This window comes from Pseudaeromonas sharmana (genome assembly GCF_042649925.1).
Lineage (GTDB): Bacteria > Pseudomonadota > Gammaproteobacteria > Enterobacterales > Aeromonadaceae > Pseudaeromonas > Pseudaeromonas sharmana.
Genome location: NZ_JBHSAF010000006.1, coordinates 94,196 through 111,408, shown reverse-complemented (window position 1 = coordinate 111,408; position 17,213 = coordinate 94,196). Strand labels below are relative to the sequence as shown.

14 protein-coding genes are annotated in these 17,213 nt (G+C 57.3%); 13 read left to right on the top strand and 1 reads right to left on the bottom strand.

Going from position 1 to position 17,213, the window contains the following annotated elements; translation table 11 throughout:
* Nucleotides 1–5 precede the first annotated feature (5 nt).
* The 9 genes from ACFOSS_RS06965 to pdxJ all read left to right on the top strand — a co-directional run bounded on the left by ACFOSS_RS06965 (nucleotide 6) and on the right by pdxJ (nucleotide 7,854).
* Nucleotides 6–563 (top strand): sigma-E factor negative regulatory protein, encoded by a 558-nt coding sequence (locus tag ACFOSS_RS06965; protein WP_377151462.1) that lies wholly within the window; start codon nucleotides 6–8, stop codon nucleotides 561–563.
* A gap of 34 nt (nucleotides 564–597) precedes the next feature.
* Complete coding sequence (locus ACFOSS_RS06960) at nucleotides 598–1,563, top strand: MucB/RseB C-terminal domain-containing protein (protein WP_377151619.1); 966 nt, start codon at nucleotides 598–600, stop codon at nucleotides 1,561–1,563.
* Entirely contained in the window at nucleotides 1,560–2,021 is a 462-nt protein-coding gene (locus tag ACFOSS_RS06955; protein ID WP_377151461.1) for a SoxR reducing system RseC family protein, read from the top strand. The genes ACFOSS_RS06960 and ACFOSS_RS06955 overlap by 4 nt, the downstream gene beginning before the upstream one ends.
* A 94-nt stretch (nucleotides 2,022–2,115) precedes the next feature.
* The gene (gene lepA, locus ACFOSS_RS06950; RefSeq protein WP_377151460.1) at nucleotides 2,116–3,915 is read left to right on the top strand and encodes a translation elongation factor 4; all 1,800 of its coding nucleotides are present in this window, start codon (nucleotides 2,116–2,118) and stop codon (nucleotides 3,913–3,915) included.
* Entirely contained in the window at nucleotides 3,915–4,829 is a 915-nt protein-coding gene (gene lepB, locus ACFOSS_RS06945; RefSeq protein WP_377151459.1) for a signal peptidase I, read from the top strand. The genes lepA and lepB overlap by 1 nt, the downstream gene beginning before the upstream one ends.
* Nucleotides 4,826–5,497 carry a ribonuclease III gene (gene rnc / locus ACFOSS_RS06940; protein ID WP_377151458.1) on the top strand — a complete coding sequence of 224 codons (672 nt, stop codon included), beginning with the start codon at nucleotides 4,826–4,828 and terminating at the stop codon, nucleotides 5,495–5,497. Before lepB ends, rnc begins: the two co-directional genes overlap by 4 nt.
* Nucleotides 5,494–6,396 (top strand): GTPase Era, encoded by a 903-nt coding sequence (gene era, locus ACFOSS_RS06935; protein WP_377151457.1) that lies wholly within the window; start codon nucleotides 5,494–5,496, stop codon nucleotides 6,394–6,396. The genes rnc and era overlap by 4 nt, the downstream gene beginning before the upstream one ends.
* Before the next feature lies 1 nt (nucleotide 6,397).
* Nucleotides 6,398–7,120, top strand: a complete 723-nt coding sequence (gene recO / locus ACFOSS_RS06930) for a DNA repair protein RecO (RefSeq protein ID WP_377151456.1) — start codon at nucleotides 6,398–6,400, stop codon at nucleotides 7,118–7,120.
* Nucleotides 7,117–7,854, top strand: coding sequence for a pyridoxine 5'-phosphate synthase (gene pdxJ, locus ACFOSS_RS06925; RefSeq protein WP_377151455.1), 738 nt, complete (start codon nucleotides 7,117–7,119; stop codon nucleotides 7,852–7,854). Before recO ends, pdxJ begins: the two co-directional genes overlap by 4 nt.
* 223 nt (nucleotides 7,855–8,077) lie before the next feature.
* Here the strand turns inward: pdxJ and barA are convergent, their stop codons facing one another.
* A complete protein-coding gene (barA, locus tag ACFOSS_RS06920) occupies nucleotides 8,078–10,891 on the bottom strand; it encodes a two-component sensor histidine kinase BarA (RefSeq protein WP_377151454.1) in 2,814 nt (937 codons plus the stop codon).
* Between the two features lie 94 nt (nucleotides 10,892–10,985).
* Here barA and rlmD point away from each other — a divergent pair, with 94 nt between their 5' ends.
* From rlmD to ACFOSS_RS06900, 4 genes are all read left to right on the top strand, one after another.
* Entirely contained in the window at nucleotides 10,986–12,311 is a 1,326-nt protein-coding gene (gene rlmD / locus ACFOSS_RS06915; RefSeq protein WP_377151453.1) for a 23S rRNA (uracil(1939)-C(5))-methyltransferase RlmD, read from the top strand.
* A gap of 35 nt (nucleotides 12,312–12,346) precedes the next feature.
* Nucleotides 12,347–14,575: a GTP diphosphokinase gene (gene relA / locus ACFOSS_RS06910; protein ID WP_377151452.1), complete on the top strand. Its 2,229-nt coding sequence runs from the start codon at nucleotides 12,347–12,349 to the stop codon at nucleotides 14,573–14,575.
* A gap of 53 nt (nucleotides 14,576–14,628) precedes the next feature.
* On the top strand, nucleotides 14,629–15,429 hold the full coding sequence (gene mazG, locus ACFOSS_RS06905) for a nucleoside triphosphate pyrophosphohydrolase (protein ID WP_377151450.1): 801 nt from the start codon (nucleotides 14,629–14,631) through the stop codon (nucleotides 15,427–15,429).
* A gap of 144 nt (nucleotides 15,430–15,573) precedes the next feature.
* On the top strand, nucleotides 15,574–17,211 hold the full coding sequence (locus ACFOSS_RS06900; RefSeq protein ID WP_377151448.1) for a CTP synthase: 1,638 nt from the start codon (nucleotides 15,574–15,576) through the stop codon (nucleotides 17,209–17,211).
* Nucleotides 17,212–17,213: the final 2 nt, after the last annotated feature.

The window sequence follows — 17,213 nt, the reverse complement described above, 5'->3', positions numbered from 1 at the left end:
TGACTATGGCGAACAATGAACGGATTTCCCGACTGATCGATGGCGACTTGCCGTTGGATGCAAAGTCGGATTACCAGACGACTGAACAGCAGGCGCTCTGGGGGCGTTATCACCTGATCGGTGATGCGTTAAGACATGAGGTACCGCCTGTGGTGTCACTGGATCTGGCCAGCTGCGTTAGCGCGGCATTGGCGCAGGAGCCCGCCATCCTGGCGCCCCGGATTTCGCTGTTGCAGCGTCTCCGTCCGGGGGTCGTGCATGCGTTGCGCTCCGGTGGGCAGTTGGCCATCGCGGCGTCAGTCGCCGCAGTGACGATCCTCGGTGTGCGTTACCACCAGATGGGACAGGACGAGACCGTGATGCCCAGTCCGGTACTGAACACGGTCCCCGTTGGTGGCGTTGCCGCCCCGGTGAGCATCAATTATCAGCCCATCGCGCAATCGGTTCATACTCCGCAACCTGCCGCCTATAACGATGAGCAACGGATGAAGGAGCGGGAACGCATCAATGCCTTCCTGCGAGACCATCAGTTGCAGCAGCGTTTGCATGTGAATCAGCCCTGACAGACGGAGTATTGGCGTGCCGTTGTCGTCTTTTTTGCGAGCAGGGTGGCTAATCCTGCTCGCCTGCTGTTCTCTGGCTCAAGCCGAGCCGGTTTCTCCATCCGCAGAGGCCTTGTTGCAGCAGATGCAACGGGCCTATCGGCATTACAACTTCGAGCTGTCCATGGTCCGGGTGCGGCAGGGCAATGTCGAGCCGCTGCGTTTTTCCCATGCCGTGGTCGGGCCCCATGAGGTAACGCATTACATTTATCTGAATGGCCGGCCAAGCGAGTATCTCAAGCGTGATGATGCGATCACCTTCTTTGAGGCGGGAGCCGATCCCTACACCCTGAACGGCGCGCGCCTGCCCGGGTTCTGGAATGCCATTCTCAATATGAAGGTGGCTCGCGTGCTGGAAAGTTATGAGCCTGTGGTCACCGGACGCAATCGCATTGCCGGCTTGCCGGTACAGGTCGTGCGACTCGCAGCCAAAGACAACAATAAATACGGTTTTGTGCTCTGGTTGGAGCAGGAGTCCGGATTGTTGTTGCGGCTGGATCTGATTGATAACGACGGTGATCCCATCGAGCAGTTTATGGGGGTCGATCTGCGACTGCATACCGAGGCCCCGGCATGGCTGCGCAAGCTGGCTCAGGCGGAGTTGCCGGCGCCGATTGATGTGGCACAGGCCTACCAGGAGCCGCAGATGTCGCTGGGTTGGGCCCCTGGCTGGATGCCTGTCGGTTTTCGCGTCGTCTCTTCCGATCGTCATCAGTTGGCCGGTACCGAGCAGAGCGTCGACTATATGATGCTCAGCGATGGCCTGGTGGATGTCTCTATCTACCTTTCGTCACCGGATCTGCCCCCGGGGCAACAACTGGTCCGACAGGGTGGGACCAGCTTGCTGCGTATGCTGAATGATCATAAGGTTGAGGTAACGATAGTCGGTGAAGTGCCTGCCGAGACGGCGCGGCGCATTGCTGACTCCTTGCATCCACTAGCCAAGGGGCTCGCCGAATGATTGAATCGATTGCAACCGTGGTGGCAGTGCGCGACAACTGGGCACAAGTTGAATGCCGTCGCAAGAGTGCCTGCGGCCACTGTCACCAGCAGGAAAGCTGTGGTGTCGGTACCTTGGCCAAAGCGATGCCTGGTCGCCCGCAGTTGCTGGAGGTTGCATTGACTACGCCGGTCATTGTCGGACAACAAATCCGGATCGGTATTCCCGAGCGCAGCCTGTTGACCAGCGCCTTGCTGGTCTACATGGTGCCGTTGCTGTTTTTGTTGCTGGGGGCGGTTGCCGGAAAGATGGCATCAACCAGTTGGCCTGTCGGCGAGGAGCCCGCTGAAGTGGTGGGCGCCCTGTGTGGCGGGCTGCTCGGATTCGCGCTGGCGCGCTGGGGAGCCAAGCGGTTGGGCGGTGGCTTTTATCGTCCGGTCATGCTCGGACTGAGCTTGCCGACACATCAGGTTGACTAAACTCTGACTAAGCGATAGCCGCCGTCCGGCGAATCCAGTAAAATCCCGCGCCTATGCGTCAGAAGACGCCTTTTTCATCACTTTTGAAGAATCCATGAAGCATATTCGAAACTTTTCCATTATTGCCCACATCGACCATGGCAAGTCGACCCTGTCGGACCGTCTGATTCAGATCTGTGGAGGTCTATCGGATCGTGAAATGCAGGAGCAGGTGCTGGACTCGATGGAGCTGGAGCGTGAGCGCGGCATTACCATCAAGGCCCAGAGTGTGACCCTGAACTACCAGGCCAAAGACGGCGAGACCTATCAGCTGAACTTCATCGATACCCCGGGCCACGTCGACTTCTCGTATGAAGTCTCTCGTTCCCTGGCGGCCTGCGAAGGGGCTTTGCTGGTGGTGGACGCGGGTCAGGGGGTTGAGGCACAGACTCTGGCAAACTGCTATACCGCGATCGAGATGAGCCTTGAGGTCGTACCGGTATTGAACAAGATCGACCTGCCTCAGGCTGAACCGGAGCGGGTGGCTGAAGAGATTGAAGATATCGTCGGCATTGATGCGATGGATGCCGTACGTTGCTCGGCGAAAACTGGCCTCGGTGTCGATGAGGTTCTGGAGACCATCGTCAAGCAAATCCCGTCCCCGGAGGGAGATCCGGAAGCGCCTCTGCAGGCACTGATCATCGACTCCTGGTTTGATGACTACCTCGGCGTCGTGTCACTGGTGCGCATCAAGAACGGTAGCCTGAAAAAGGGTGACAAGATCAAGGTGATGAGCACGGGGCAGGTGTGGGGCGTTGATCGTCTCGGCATCTCGACACCGAAGCGCAAGGATACCGACCAGCTGGGCTGTGGCGAGGTAGGTTGGGTCGTCTGTGGTATCAAGGATATCCACGGCGCGCCGGTGGGCGATACCCTGACACTGGCCAAGTACGGTGCAGACAAGCCGCTGCCAGGTTTCAAGAAGGTCAAGCCCCAGGTCTATGCCGGTCTGTTCCCGATCTCCTCCGATGATTACGAGGCCTTCCGCGATGCGCTGGATAAACTGTCACTGAACGATGCCTCGCTGTTCTTCGAGCCGGAAAACTCGACGGCATTGGGCTTTGGTTTCCGTTGCGGCTTCCTCGGCATGTTGCACATGGAGATTATCCAGGAGCGTCTGGAGCGGGAATACGATCTGGATCTGATCACCACGGCGCCAACCGTGGTTTACGAGATCCTGATGACAGATGGAACGACGATTCATATCGACAGCCCGGCGGCCTTGCCGGCTGTGACCAGCATTGACGAGATCCGCGAACCGATCGCCGAGTGCCACATCCTGGTACCTTCCGAGTACCTGGGGAACGTCATCACGCTGTGTATCGAAAAGCGTGGTGTGCAGACCAACATGGTTTACCACGGCAATCAGGTCGCGCTGACCTATGAGATCCCGATGGCCGAAGTGGTGCTGGATTTCTTTGACCGTCTGAAATCCACCAGCCGTGGTTATGCCTCGCTGGATTACGGATTCAAGCGCTTTGAGACGGCCGACATGGTGCGCCTCGATATCCTGATCAACAACGAGCGTGTCGATGCGCTGGCGATCATTACCCACAAGGATAACGCTCAATTCCGTGGTCGCCTGCTGGTGGAAAAGATGCGGGAGCTGATTCCGCGGCAGATGTTTGATATCGCGATTCAGGCGGCAATTGGCAACCACGTCATCGCGCGCAGCACCGTCAAGGCGATGCGCAAGGACGTCTTGGCCAAGTGTTACGGTGGTGACGTGTCGCGGAAGAAAAAGCTGCTGAACAAGCAGAAGGAAGGCAAGAAGCGCATGAAGTCGCTCGGTCGTGTCGATGTACCTCAGGAAGCATTCCTCGCTATCCTGCATGTCGGAAAGGACAATAATTGATGGCCAATACCTTTACCCTGTTACTGATTGGCGCCACGGCGCTGACCGGTTTGGTCTGGCTGCTCGACAGCCTGCTGTTGGTTCGTTTCCGCCGCCAGCGGGTATTGAAGGGGGAGTCCTCTGCCGGCAAGGCGTTTGATGCCGAGACGATCAACAAGCTGATGGCCGAGCCGGGCTGGGTCGAGCAGTGCAAGGGCATCTTCCCGGTGATTGCTGCCGTACTGGTGCTGCGTTCCTTCCTGTTCGAGCCGTTCCAGATCCCGTCGGAGTCGATGATGCCGACGCTGCTCAAGGGGGACTTCATCCTGGTGCAGAAGTTCTCATACGGCATCAAGGAACCGCTCAACAACCACACTCTGATCCCGACCGGACATCCGCAGCGTGGGGATGTCGTGGTGTTCAAATATCCGGAGCAGCCGACCATCGACTACATCAAGCGTATCGTCGGCTTGCCGGGTGATCGCATCATCTATCGTAACAAGGAGCTGTACATTCAGCCGGCCTGTACCGAGGGGCAAACGCCCTGCCCGCAGCTGCAAAAGGTCAGTCAGACCTTCCTCGGTGACTATCAGACCGATCCTTATCCGATGGAGCGTTTCGCTGAACAGCTGGGCCCGGTCAATCACAAGATTCTGAAAATTCCGGTCGCGCTGGACCAGGTACAGAACTATTACCACCAAAGCGGTAACTTGCAGGATGAGTGGGTGGTGCCAGAAGGGCATTACTTTGCCATGGGGGATAACCGCGACAACAGCAAGGACAGCCGCTACTGGGGCTTCGTGCCGGAGCGTAATCTGGTCGGTAAGGCGGTGTTCATCTGGATCAGCTTCGAGTTTGAGCGTCCTGAAGATTCGGCCATGCCAGGCTGGATCCCGAGTGCGGTCCGATTCAATCGTATAGGTGGCATCCAGTGACAGACAAATTGAACCGGCTGCTGAACAAGCTGGGCCATCAGTTTGCCGATGCTGATTTGCTCAAGCGGGCGATCACGCACCGCAGTGCTGGCTCACGTCATAATGAGCGACTGGAGTTTCTGGGCGATTCAATCCTCAGCCTGGTCATTGCCGAGACCTTGTATCACCGGTTTCCGGAGGTCAGTGAAGGCGACATGAGCCGCATGCGCGCGACCTTGGTGCGGGAGAAGACCCTGGCCGAGCTGGCTCGTGAATTCGAGCTCGGTGACTACCTGATCCTCGGCCCGGGTGAACTCAAGAGCGGGGGGTATCGTCGCGAGTCGATCCTCGCCGATACCGTCGAGGCGATCATCGGTGCCATTTATCTCGATGCCGGCATGGAAGTGACGCGCACGTTACTGCTGAACTGGTATGCACCGCGTCTGGACGAGATCCGTCCTGGTGCGGAGCAGAAGGATCCAAAGACCCGCCTGCAGGAGTTCCTGCAGGGGCGTCGTCGGCCACTACCTAGCTATGTGGTGGTCAAGGTCAAGGGAGAGGCCCACAATCAGGAGTTCACTGTCCAGTGCGAAATCGAAGGCATCGCCTCGAGCGTGATTGGTGTGGGCTCCAGTCGCCGTAAAGCCGAGCAGGCCGCGGCCGAAAAAGCTCTGGAGCAACTCAAATGACTGAACAGACTACCTATTGCGGTTTCGTTGCCATCGTCGGCCGGCCGAATGTTGGCAAATCGACGCTGCTGAACCAGATTCTGGGCCAGAAGGTGAGCATTACCTCTCGCAAGCCACAGACTACCCGTCACCGCATCCTGGGCATTGATACCCAGGGGGCATACCAGACGATTTATGTGGATACCCCCGGTCTGCATCAGGAAGAGAAACGTGCCATCAACCGTCTGATGAACCGCGCAGCCACCAGCTCGTTGGGGGATGTCGAGATGGTGGTCTTCGTTGTCGATGGTACGCGCTGGACTGACGATGATGAGCATGTGCTTGGCAAGCTGCGTCATGTCAAATGTCCGGTGGTATTGGCGATCAACAAGATCGACCTCATCGATGACAAGGAACTGTTGTTGCCGCATATCCAGATGCTGGCGCAGAAGATGAATTTTGCCGCTGTCTTGCCGCTGTCCGCCGAGAAGGGCACCAATGTTGACAAGATCCGCGACATGGCGCGCGAATTGTTGCCGGAAGGGGAGCACTACTTCCCGGAAGACTACATCACAGATCGTTCCTCACGCTTCATGGCGTCAGAGATCATCCGTGAAAAGCTGATGCGTTTCATGGGCGAGGAGTTGCCATACTCGGTGACGGTCGAGATTGAGCGCTTCAAGGTTGAGCAGGATGGCTTGTTTCACATCAATGCGCTGATCCTCGTCGAGCGTGACGGCCAGAAGAAGATGGTCATCGGCAACAAGGGCGAAAAGCTCAAGACCATCGGCACCGAAGCGCGAATTGATATGGAGCGCCTGTTTGGCACCCGTGTTTTCCTCGAACTGTGGGTCAAGGTCAAGGCTGGGTGGGCTGACGACGAGCGTGCTTTGCGCAGCCTCGGTTACGGCGACGACTAGGATGTCGACGGCAGTGCTGCAAGCGGCCTATGTGTTGCACTGTCGCCCCTATCGAGAGAGCAGTCAGCTCATCGAACTGTTCTGTGCCGAAGCCGGTCGGATCAGCGTGGTGGCGCGAGGTTCGCGTCGCCACTCCTCGGGCCTCAAGGCCTTGTTGCAGCCCTTTATGCCGTTGCAGGTCAGCTGGCAGGGGCGCAGCGAACTCAAAACCCTCATCAGTGCCGAGCTGCGGCGCCCGCCGCTCAGTTTGCGCGACGAGGCGCTCTACAGTGGCCTTTACCTGAATGAGCTCCTCTATTACTTGCTGGACAGTCACACCGCCTATCCTGGCTTGTTTGCCAACTACGACCAAGTCCTTGGACTGCTGGCGACGCTGCCGGCTGCCGAGCCGGTGTTGCGACAGTTCGAGCTGCAGCTGCTTGATGAGCTGGGCTATGGTGTCGAGTTCGAACGGGAGGCAGATTCCGGGCTGCCCATTGAGCCGGAGGGGGTCTACCTGTATCGTGCCGAGTACGGTTTTGTGCGTTACGGTCTGGCAGGACGCCGACCGGATTTGTTTCGCGGCGTCGATCTGCAGGCCATGGCCCGACGCCGTTTTGATGACCTGATACAGTTGCAGGCGGCGAAGCGTTTTTGTCGGCAGGCCCTGCATCCCCTTTTGGGAAACCGGCCCCTGAAGAGCCGGGAACTGTTCCAACAACTTGCAGCGAGGAAAAAGCAGTGAGCGAGATTTTTCTGGGTGTCAATATTGACCATGTGGCGACCTTGCGTAATGCCCGTGGTACCAGTTATCCGGATCCGGTACTGGCCGCCGGGCTGGCGGAGCAGGCCGGAGCGGATGGCATCACCATTCACCTGCGGGAAGACCGTCGGCATATCACGGATCGGGATGTCGAGATCCTGCGCCAGACGCTGCAGACACCGATGAACCTGGAGATGGCTGTGACCGAAGAGATGTTAAGCATCGCCTGCCGCATCAAGCCGCACTTTGTTTGTCTGGTGCCAGAAAAGCGCACCGAAGTCACCACCGAAGGTGGGCTGGATGTCGCAGGCCAACTCGACAAGGTGCGAGATGCGGTGGCTCGTCTGGCGGCAGTTGGCACTCAAGTGTCGCTGTTTATCGATGCCGAATCGGTACAGATCGATGCCGCAGTGGCCGTCGGTGCTCCCTACATCGAAATCCACACCGGGCGTTATGCCGATGCCGAGACACCCGCGCTCCAGCAGGAGGAGCTGCAACGCATCCGTGTCGCGGCCCGTTATGCCCACAGCAAGGGCCTGCGTGTCAATGCCGGGCATGGCTTGCATTACCATAACGTCAAGCCCATTGCCGCTATCCCGGAAATGGAAGAGCTAAACATCGGTCATGCCATCATTGGCCGGGCGGTATTTGAAGGTCTGCCTGCGGCCGTCGCCGAGATGAAGCGCTTGATGATCGAGGCTCGACAAGGGCTATGACGGTGCTCCCCAGGCGCTAGTGAAAGGGCCCATGCGGGCCCTTTTTATTGTCGGAGGCTGCACCTGTGCCGTGACCTGAAGCGAGCCTCCCCGCTCTGGCCGTGCAATGCATCGGTGCATTCCGCACCAGTGATCAGGCCTGAGCATGAGTTGTGGTGATGACGCCCCATGGCGGCGCCGTAGCGCAGATGGCCTCATGTCGGCGCCGGCACGTGCATCGCGGCTATGCGCTGGCGATGCCATTCTCGGCGCGCAGGCGTTGCAACAGATCCTGCAACTCCAGCAGCTCGGGCTCCAAGTCCGCACAGGGGATGCCGGCGCGCAACGCCTGCTCGAGCTGGCGACAGTGGGACTGCAGACCGGGCAGGCCACAGTAGGCGGCGCTGCCAGCCAGGCGATGAATCGCCGTCACCATGTCTTCGCTCGGCTGGCTGGCGGCGTGTGCGAGCAGAGATTCAATTTCGGGCAGGCCATCCAGCAGCATCTGTAACATCTCCTGTGCCAGCTCGGGTTTGCCCGCTGCCTGGCGCAATGCCAGTTCTGCATCGCGTAACTGCTCTGTATGTGCCGAGGCTATCGCAACCTGGTTCGGGGCGTCTGCACGTGCGTCGGCAATCATGGGCGGGCATAATAGCCCCGGCTCCGGGCGTGGTTTGCGTGGCTTGCCATCCGACGGTGGCAAGCCCAGCTCACGTAGCAGCTGGTCCAGCTGCTGTTCGTCAATCGGTTTGGCCAGATACTCATCCATGCCTTGTGCCATCAAGCGTTCTCGCTCGCCGGGGATGGCATGGGCGGTGACAGCGATAATCGGGGTGTGCTGGTTACAACCCTCCTGACGAATGGCCTGCGTTGCACTGATACCATCCAGAACTGGCATCTGAATATCCATGAAGATCAGGTCGAACTCCATGCGTTGCGCCAGCTCGACTGCCTGCCGTCCGTTTTGACAGGAGTGAACTTCCTGCACCAGGTCATCCAGCATAGCGGTGATCAGTTTCAGATTGGCCGGGTTGTCATCCACCGCCAGCACGTTCAATGGCAGGCGTTGAGGGCGAGGCGCCGGTTGTTGTTGCGTCGGTGTATAGCTATGCGAGGAGAGCAGGGCCGCCAGCAACTTGCTGTGAGGCACCGGTTTGCTCAGACAATGGCTGGCCCCCAGCGCCAGCAACTGCGCTTGCAGTTGTGGATCATGAGAGTTGAGCAGGAACACCAGGCGATCGTAGTGGCCGCGGATCTGTTCCAGTTGCGCCGGCAGTGCGGTCAAGTCCGGTTTTGCCGGCAGCCCCATCAGCAACGTGGTGAAATGCAACTGGTTTAGACGCTCGCTCTCTTCAACCTGGGCAATGGCGAAGACCCGCATCTTCCACTCTTCGAGCTGGCTAAGGCAGGCTTGGCGCGCCCAGGCATCGGCTTCGATCAGCAAGACGGGCTCATCCGTCAACACCTTCAATTGCGGGTGTTCCTCAGCTTGTTGGCTGGCAGGCTGCATCGGCAATGTCAGAATAAACAGCGAACCCTGTTCCAGATGGGATTCGACCTGAATGTTGCCGCCCATTTGCTGCACCAGTTTCTGGGTAATCACCAGCCCCAGCCCGGTGCCGCCGTAGCGACGGGAAATCGAGCTGTCACCCTGGTTAAATGGCTGAAACAGTTGATATTGCTGTTGCTGACTCATGCCAATGCCCGTATCGCGAATGCGGATTGCCAGGTTGACCCGTTCCGTATTCGGGCTGTTGTCAGCACTGATATGAATATCGACATTGCCCTGTTCGGTAAACTTGATGGCATTGCCGGCCAGGTTGGTCAGAATTTGCTGCAAGCGCAGCGGGTCTCCGGTCAGCAGGTCCGGCACGCTGGCATCGACGCGTAAGGACAACTCGAGCCCCTTGTCATGCGCACTCGGTGCCAGCAGGGTCATGGTTTCGTTGATGACATCCCGCAGGCTGAATGGAATCTGTTCCAGTGTCAGTTTCCCGGCTTCGAGCTTGGAGAAGTCCAGGATGTCATTGATGATGTTTAGCAGGTTTTTGGCCGACTTTTCGATGGTGCCAAGATAGTCCAGCTGGTTGCTGACTAAGGGCGTTTTCATCAATTGTTTGGCAAAGCCAATGACCCCATTGAGCGGGGTGCGTAACTCATGAGACATATTGGCCAGAAACTCGGACTTGACGCGTGCGGCCTCCTGAGCCCGTTTCTTGGCCATGTCGAGTTCCACGTTCTGGATCTCAATCTGCTCCAGTGTTTCGCGAAGATCTGATGTCGCCTGGTCGATGTTCATCTGCATTTCGTTGTGATACTCGGCGATCGCCTTGGCCATCGCATTGATGCCATTTTTCAGCATGTCGAGTTCACCACGCATCTGACCGCGGACCCGGGTATCCAGGCGCCCCTCGCGGATCTGGTAGACCGCGCGCACCATTCGGTTGATGGGGTCGATGACCACACTGACCAGATTGAGGCCGAAATAGAGGCTGAGGATGAGGCCGGCCAGCACAATCAGCACGGCGACGGCAGTATCGCGATATTGGATGATCAGCGCGTGGTCGGTGTTCATCTGGATGGCAATGTAACCGACGACCGGTTGTGCTTGTCGCTCCAGCAAAGAGGACTCTGTCAGGCTGACCTCTTCCAGGATGGGCGTGCGTAATATGATGTCATCCCCCTGATACTCAATGCTGGTGAGATCTGGGATGCGACTGCTACCCGGCAGGCGCAGCCGGTGTAATTCGCGGTGAAAATTGGACGTCACAAATAACTGATTATGCAGATCAAACACGGCGATCGATTTGATGAACGACGAGTTCTTGCGATGGGTCAGACCCAGCAACCGTTTGAGCAACTCACGGTTGTTCTGTTTCATGCCGTATTCACTGGCAATGGCCAGCGGTTCGATGACGCTGATGCCCTGCTCGATGATGTACTCTTCCAGCTGCTGATAGCGGTGAAAGGTGAAATAGCCTGCCAGCAGACAGCCGATGATCAGGGTGGGCAGGACGGTGAAAGCCAGTACCCGCCCGCGAAGGCCATATTTGGTCATAGTCGGTATTTGGTCATAGCCGGGTTCTTGTGGGACAATACCCCACCTGAAAGCGCAATCAATATGACATAGCCACCCCGAGGCACCAAGCATTATGGCCCAGTTTTTCAAGCCCCAACCCAAGACGCCAACCCGCATCACACTGGAGGTCCAGGTCGATTCGCTCGATCTGCATGGCGTGGGTGTCGGACGCCACCAGGGGAAGGCCCTGTTCATTGACGGCGCCATGCCGGGCGAACGTGTAAAGGTGCGGCTGGAGGATGACAAGAAAAAGCAGCATGCGCAGGCGCAGTTGCTGTCGGTGTTGACGCCCAGCAACGAGCGGCAGGCGCCGATCTGCCCCCACTATGCCGATTGTGGTGGCTGCAGCACCCAGCACCTTCCGGCACAGATGCAGATTTCCTGCAAGGTAGCGGGGGTGCAGCAGTTGTTTCGCCGCCTTGCCGCTACCGAGATTGGTGAACCGGAAGCGTGCGTCACGGGACCCGCGCAAGGTTATCGGCGTGTTTGTCGCCTGGCGATCAAGTACGACAAAAAAGCGCGGCTGGCACGCCTGGGGTTCCGTCGTCGTCAGAGCCATGAGCTGGTAGAGGTGGCCGGCTGTCCGGTATTGGAGCCGGCTCTCTCCGCGCTGATTACTCCCTTGCGAGTACTGTGCAACCAGTTGACGTCGTTCCGCGACCTGGGACATGTTGAACTGTGTGCTGCCGATAATGGAACTGTGCTGCTGGTTCGCCACAATGGGCAGCCGCCAGCGGGGGATCTGGAGCGATTGTGCGAGTTTGCAACACAACACCGGTTACAGGCTTATCTGCAAACTGACGCCGGTCCTGTCGCCCTGCAGGATGGAGCACTGACACCCGGCTACCGAATCGATGAGCAATGGATTCGCTTCCTGCCCGGTGACTTCTTGCAGGTCAATCGCACCATCAATGAGCAAATGGTCGCGACCGTGTTGCAATGGCTGGCTCCGAAAGCGGATGACAAGGTGCTGGACCTATTTTGTGGCCTTGGTAATTTCACGTTGCCGTTGGGACGGCGCGCGGGCGAGGTGGTGGGGATTGAAGGTGTGCGCGAGATGGTGCTGCGGGCGCGACAGAACGCGGCCGATAACGGTGTCGAGCGAGCACGCTTTTTCCAGTGTAATCTGGATGAGCCGTTTCATGACATGCCGTGGGCCCGAGAGCCATTCTCGTTGGTACTGCTGGATCCGGCGCGGCCAGGTGCCGCCGGTGTCATGCCGCACTTGATGCGTCTGGCACCCAAACGGCTTGTGTATGTTTCTTGCAACCCGGTCACGGCAGCTCGGGATTGCAAACTGTTATTCTCGGCCGGTTATCAGTTAGTGCGCTGGTCGCTGTTCGACATGTTCCCGCAGACGGGGCATGTCGAGACGATACTGCTGTTCGAGAAAGTCTAGCGACACGACGTAGAACACAAAATAAGGGATAAGCCATGGTTGCGGTACGCGATACACACCTCAAATCCGGATTCAATCTGCAGGAGTGGACAGAAACATTGCCACTGTCGGTCGATGACCGCGAAACACTGCACACGGTATTTGCGTACTGTCAGAACCGCCTTGGCGAAAGCGAAGCCGAGTCCAGCCGCTTAGCAAACCGTTCGGCCGAGATGGTCGGTATCCTGTTGATGTTGCATATGGATATCGACACCTTGCGTGCCGCTATTCTCTACCCCCATGTCGAAGCGCGGCACCTGTCAGTGGAGCAGACGGTCGAGGATTTTGGCCCTGGCATTGCCCGCCTGCTCGAAGGGGTGATCGACATGGAGGCCATTCGCTTCCTGCAAAGTCTGAACTCCGGTGAAGTCTCCGATACCCAGATCGATAATGTACGCCGCATGTTGCTGGCCATGGTCGAAGATGTGCGGGCTGTGGTCATCAAGTTGGCCGAGCGCATTGCCTGCCTGCGTGAAGTGAAGAACGCCGATGAAGAGACGCGGGTGCTGGTGGCCAAGGAGATCACCAACATCTATGCACCGTTGGCTAACCGTCTCGGTATCGGTCAGTTGAAGTGGGAGCTGGAGGATCTCTCGTTCCGCTATCTGCATCCGGATACCTACAAGCAGATTGCCAAGCTGCTGGATGAAAAGCGTCTTGACCGGGAGCGTTACATCCACAGCTTTGTCGAAGAGCTCAAACTGGCGTTGCAGCAAGCCGGCGTACAAGCGGATGTGTATGGCCGCCCCAAACACATCTACAGCATCTGGCGCAAGATGCAGAAGAAGCAACTGAGCTTCTCTGATCTGTATGATGTTCGAGCGGTGCGAGTGATCACCCACCGGCTGCAGGATTGCTATGCGGCGCTGGGGATAGTGCATACCCATTGGCACCATATTCCTCGGGAGTTTGATGACTATGTCGCCAACCCGAAGCCGAATGGATATCAATCCATCCATACCGTCGTGCTCGGTCCGGAAGGTAAAACGGTCGAGATCCAGATCCGCACAGAGCAGATGCATCAGGATGCCGAGTTGGGCATCGCGGCGCATTGGAAATACAAAGAGGGGACCCTGCCGGGCAGGGACTCTGCCTACGAGGATCGCATTGCCTGGCTGCGTAAACTGCTGGCGTGGCAGGAAGACATGGTCGAGTCCGGCTCGCTGGTGGATGAGCTGCGGACCCAAGTATTCGAAGATCGGGTCTATGTCTTCACCCCCAAGGGTGATGTGGTCGACTTGCCGGTGGGCGCCACGCCGCTCGATTTTGCCTATCAGGTACACAGCATGGTGGGCCACCGCTGCATTGGCGCCAAGGTCGATGGCCGAATTGTGCCGTTTACTTACACGCTGCAGACCGGGGATCAGATCGAGATCATCACACAGAAAGAACCCAATCCGAGCCGCGATTGGATGAATCCGAATATGGGTTTCTTGCGAACCAGCCGGGCACGGGCCAAGGTTGCGTCCTGGTTCCGGAAACTGGATCGTGACAAAAATATCCTGGCCGGCAAGGAGCTGCTGGATAAAGAGATGGAACGTCACGGTTTTCAGCTCAGCAAGGATCAGCAGGCCCAGATGCTGCGCGAGGTCTACGGCCGCTACAACGTGCACGAACACGATGACCTGCTGGCCGGCCTCGGCGCCGGTGATATTCGCATCAACCAAATCATGAACTTCTTCGAAGGCAAGCTGAACAAGCCCACCGCCGAAGAGGAAGAGAAGAAACTACTGGCTCAGCTGGAGCAGAAGAGCCAGAACCGGGTCCAGCAGCAGCCGAAGGGACATATTGTGGTACAAGGGGTCGGGAACCTGATGACCCACATAGCCCGTTGCTGCCAGCCTATCCCGGGTGACGGTATTATTGGCTTCATCACGCAGGGACGTGGCATCTCCATTCACCGTGAGGATTGTGAACAGCTTAAAGAGCTGATGCGGCGTAATCCCGAGCGGGTGATTGAGGCGGTCTGGGGTGAAAACTACTCCGGCGGTTATACGCTGACGGTGCGCATTACCGCCAACGACAGGTCCGGGCTGCTGCGCGATATCACCACCATCATTGCCAACGAGAAGATCAACGTGCTTGGCATGCGTTCGCGTTCGAACACCAAGTTGCAAACGGCGGACATCGATATCGATATGGAGATCTACAACATCGATGCGCTCAATCGCATGTTATCAAAACTCAACCAGATGACCGATGTGGTCAGTGCCAAACGTCTGTAAGGCTCATCAAGAGCAGGGGGCTGACGCCCCCTGTTGTTTTTAAGGAGAAAGTCATGTCCACGCCCCATTATTCCCTGCCGGATCTGCTGGCTTTGATGCAGCAATTGCGCGACCCACAACGCGGTTGCCCATGGGATCGCAAGCAGACTTTCGCCAGCATAGTGCCCTATACGCTGGAGGAGGCCTATGAGGTCGCGGACAGCATTGAACGTGAGGATTGGCAGGCGTTAAAAGGCGAGCTGGGGGATCTGCTGTTCCAGGTGGTGTTCTATTGCCAAATGGCGCAGGAAAAAGCGTGGTTCAATTTTGACGATGTGGTGGATACCGTCAGCGAGAAGCTGGTGCGTCGCCATCCACATGTGTTTGCCGAGGCGAAGTTTGCCGACACGGCCGCGGTGAATGCCAACTGGGAAGCGGAAAAGTCCCGCGAACGCCAGCAAAAGGACGCCCTGGCTACCAGCGTGCTGGATGATATTCCATTGGCATTGCCAGCGCTGACACGCGCCAACAAAATTCAGAAGCGCTGTGCTGGCGTCGGGTTTGATTGGCCCGAATTGCAACCGGTACTCGATAAAGTGCTCGAAGAGGTGGATGAGGTGATGCATGAGGTCAACCAGCCGGTTCGCGATGAGCAAAAGGTCGCCGAAGAGCTGGGGGACTTGCTATTTGCGACCGTCAATCTGGTGCGTCATTTGAAGAAAGAACCCGAGCAGGTGCTGCGCGACGCGAACAGCAAGTTTGAACGTCGCTTCCGTGCCGTTGAGCAGGATCTGCTCCGTATGGGGCTTTCTGTGCAGCAAGCAAGCCTGGAGCAGATGGAATCTGCATGGCAAAGGGTCAAGGATTCAGAATAAAGTTGATGCAACGCAAATCCCTGACGCCCGAGGATTGATAAATTTTTGTGCGTTGTTAGGGAGAGGTGCCTTTGCTACAATATGCCCCCGTCTTGAGTTATCTCTGCACGCACCGTGTAATTCCTAAACATATTCAGGTTCAGCATGACGACTAAATATATTTTCGTGACAGGCGGGGTGGTTTCATCCTTGGGTAAGGGCATAGCGGCAGCCTCTCTGGCAGCCATTCTGGAAGCCCGTGGCCTCAAGGTAACCATCATGAAGCTGGATCCCTACATCAACGTAGATCCGGGCACCATGAGCCCGATCCAGCATGGTGAAGTCTTCGTCACCGAAGATGGCGCCGAAACAGATCTGGACCTGGGCCACTACGAGCGCTTCATCCGTACCAAGATGACACGCCGTAATAATTTCACCACGGGCCGCGTATATGCCGATGTGCTGCGCAAGGAGCGTCGTGGTGATTATCTTGGCGCGACCATTCAGGTCATTCCACACATTACCAACGCGATCAAGGAACGTGTTATCGCCGGTGCCGAGGGCCAGGATGTGGCCATCGTCGAGGTCGGTGGTACCGTTGGGGATATCGAATCCCTGCCGTTCCTGGAAGCGATTCGTCAGTTGGCCGTGGATATCGGCCGTAACAATGCGCTGTTCATGCACCTGACGCTGGTGCCTTATCTGGCTGCGGCCGGTGAGGTCAAGACCAAGCCGACGCAGCACTCTGTCAAAGAGCTGCTCTCAATCGGTATCCAGCCGGACATCCTGATTTGTCGCTCTGATCGCTCGATCCCGGCCAACGAACGCGCCAAGATTGCCCTGTTCTGTAACGTACCGGAGCGTGCCGTCGTCTCATTGAAAGACGTCGATACCATCTACAAGATTCCGGCGATGCTTAAAGCGCAAGGACTGGATCAACTGGTGGTTGACCGCTTCGGTCTCAGCTGTGGCGAAGCCGATCTTTCCGAGTGGGAGAAGGTCATCTATCAGCAAGCCAATGCCAGCGGCGAAGTCACGATCGGTATGGTCGGCAAGTATGTCTCGTTGCCGGATGCCTACAAATCAGTGAATGAGGCCTTGAAACATGGTGGCCTGAAGAATCATCTGAGCATCAATATCAAGTACATTGACTCCCAAGATGTCGAGACCAAGGGCACCGAAATTCTGGAAGGCCTGGATGCGATTCTGGTGCCGGGTGGTTTTGGTGAGCGCGGTGTCGAAGGCAAGATTCTGGCCGCTCAATATGCTCGCGAGAACAAGATTCCGTATCTGGGCATTTGCCTGGGTATGCAGGTCGCAATGATTGAATACGCGCGCCATGTTGCCGGCATGGACGGCGCACACTCTTCAGAATTCCGCAAAGATTCGCCATTCCCGATTGTGGGTTTGATTACCGAATGGATTAATGAAGAGGGCAAGGTAGAGCAGCGCTCGGAAGGATCGGATCTGGGCGGCACCATGCGTCTTGGTGCCCAGCTTTGCCACCTGGCTGAAGGCTCCAAGGTGCACGCCATGTATGGCAACGACACCATCTATGAGCGCCATCGTCACCGTTATGAAGTCAACAATACCCTGTTGCCTCGCGTTGAGGCGGCCGGCTTGAAGGTAACCGGTCTGTCAGCAGACAAGAAGCTGGTTGAGATCATTGAAATACCGGATCATCCATGGTTCGTTGCCGTGCAATTCCACCCGGAATTCACATCGACCCCGCGAGATGGTCATCCGTTGTTCGAAGGCTTTATTCGGGCGGCTGGCGAATACCAGAAGCGCCACCTAAATTAAGT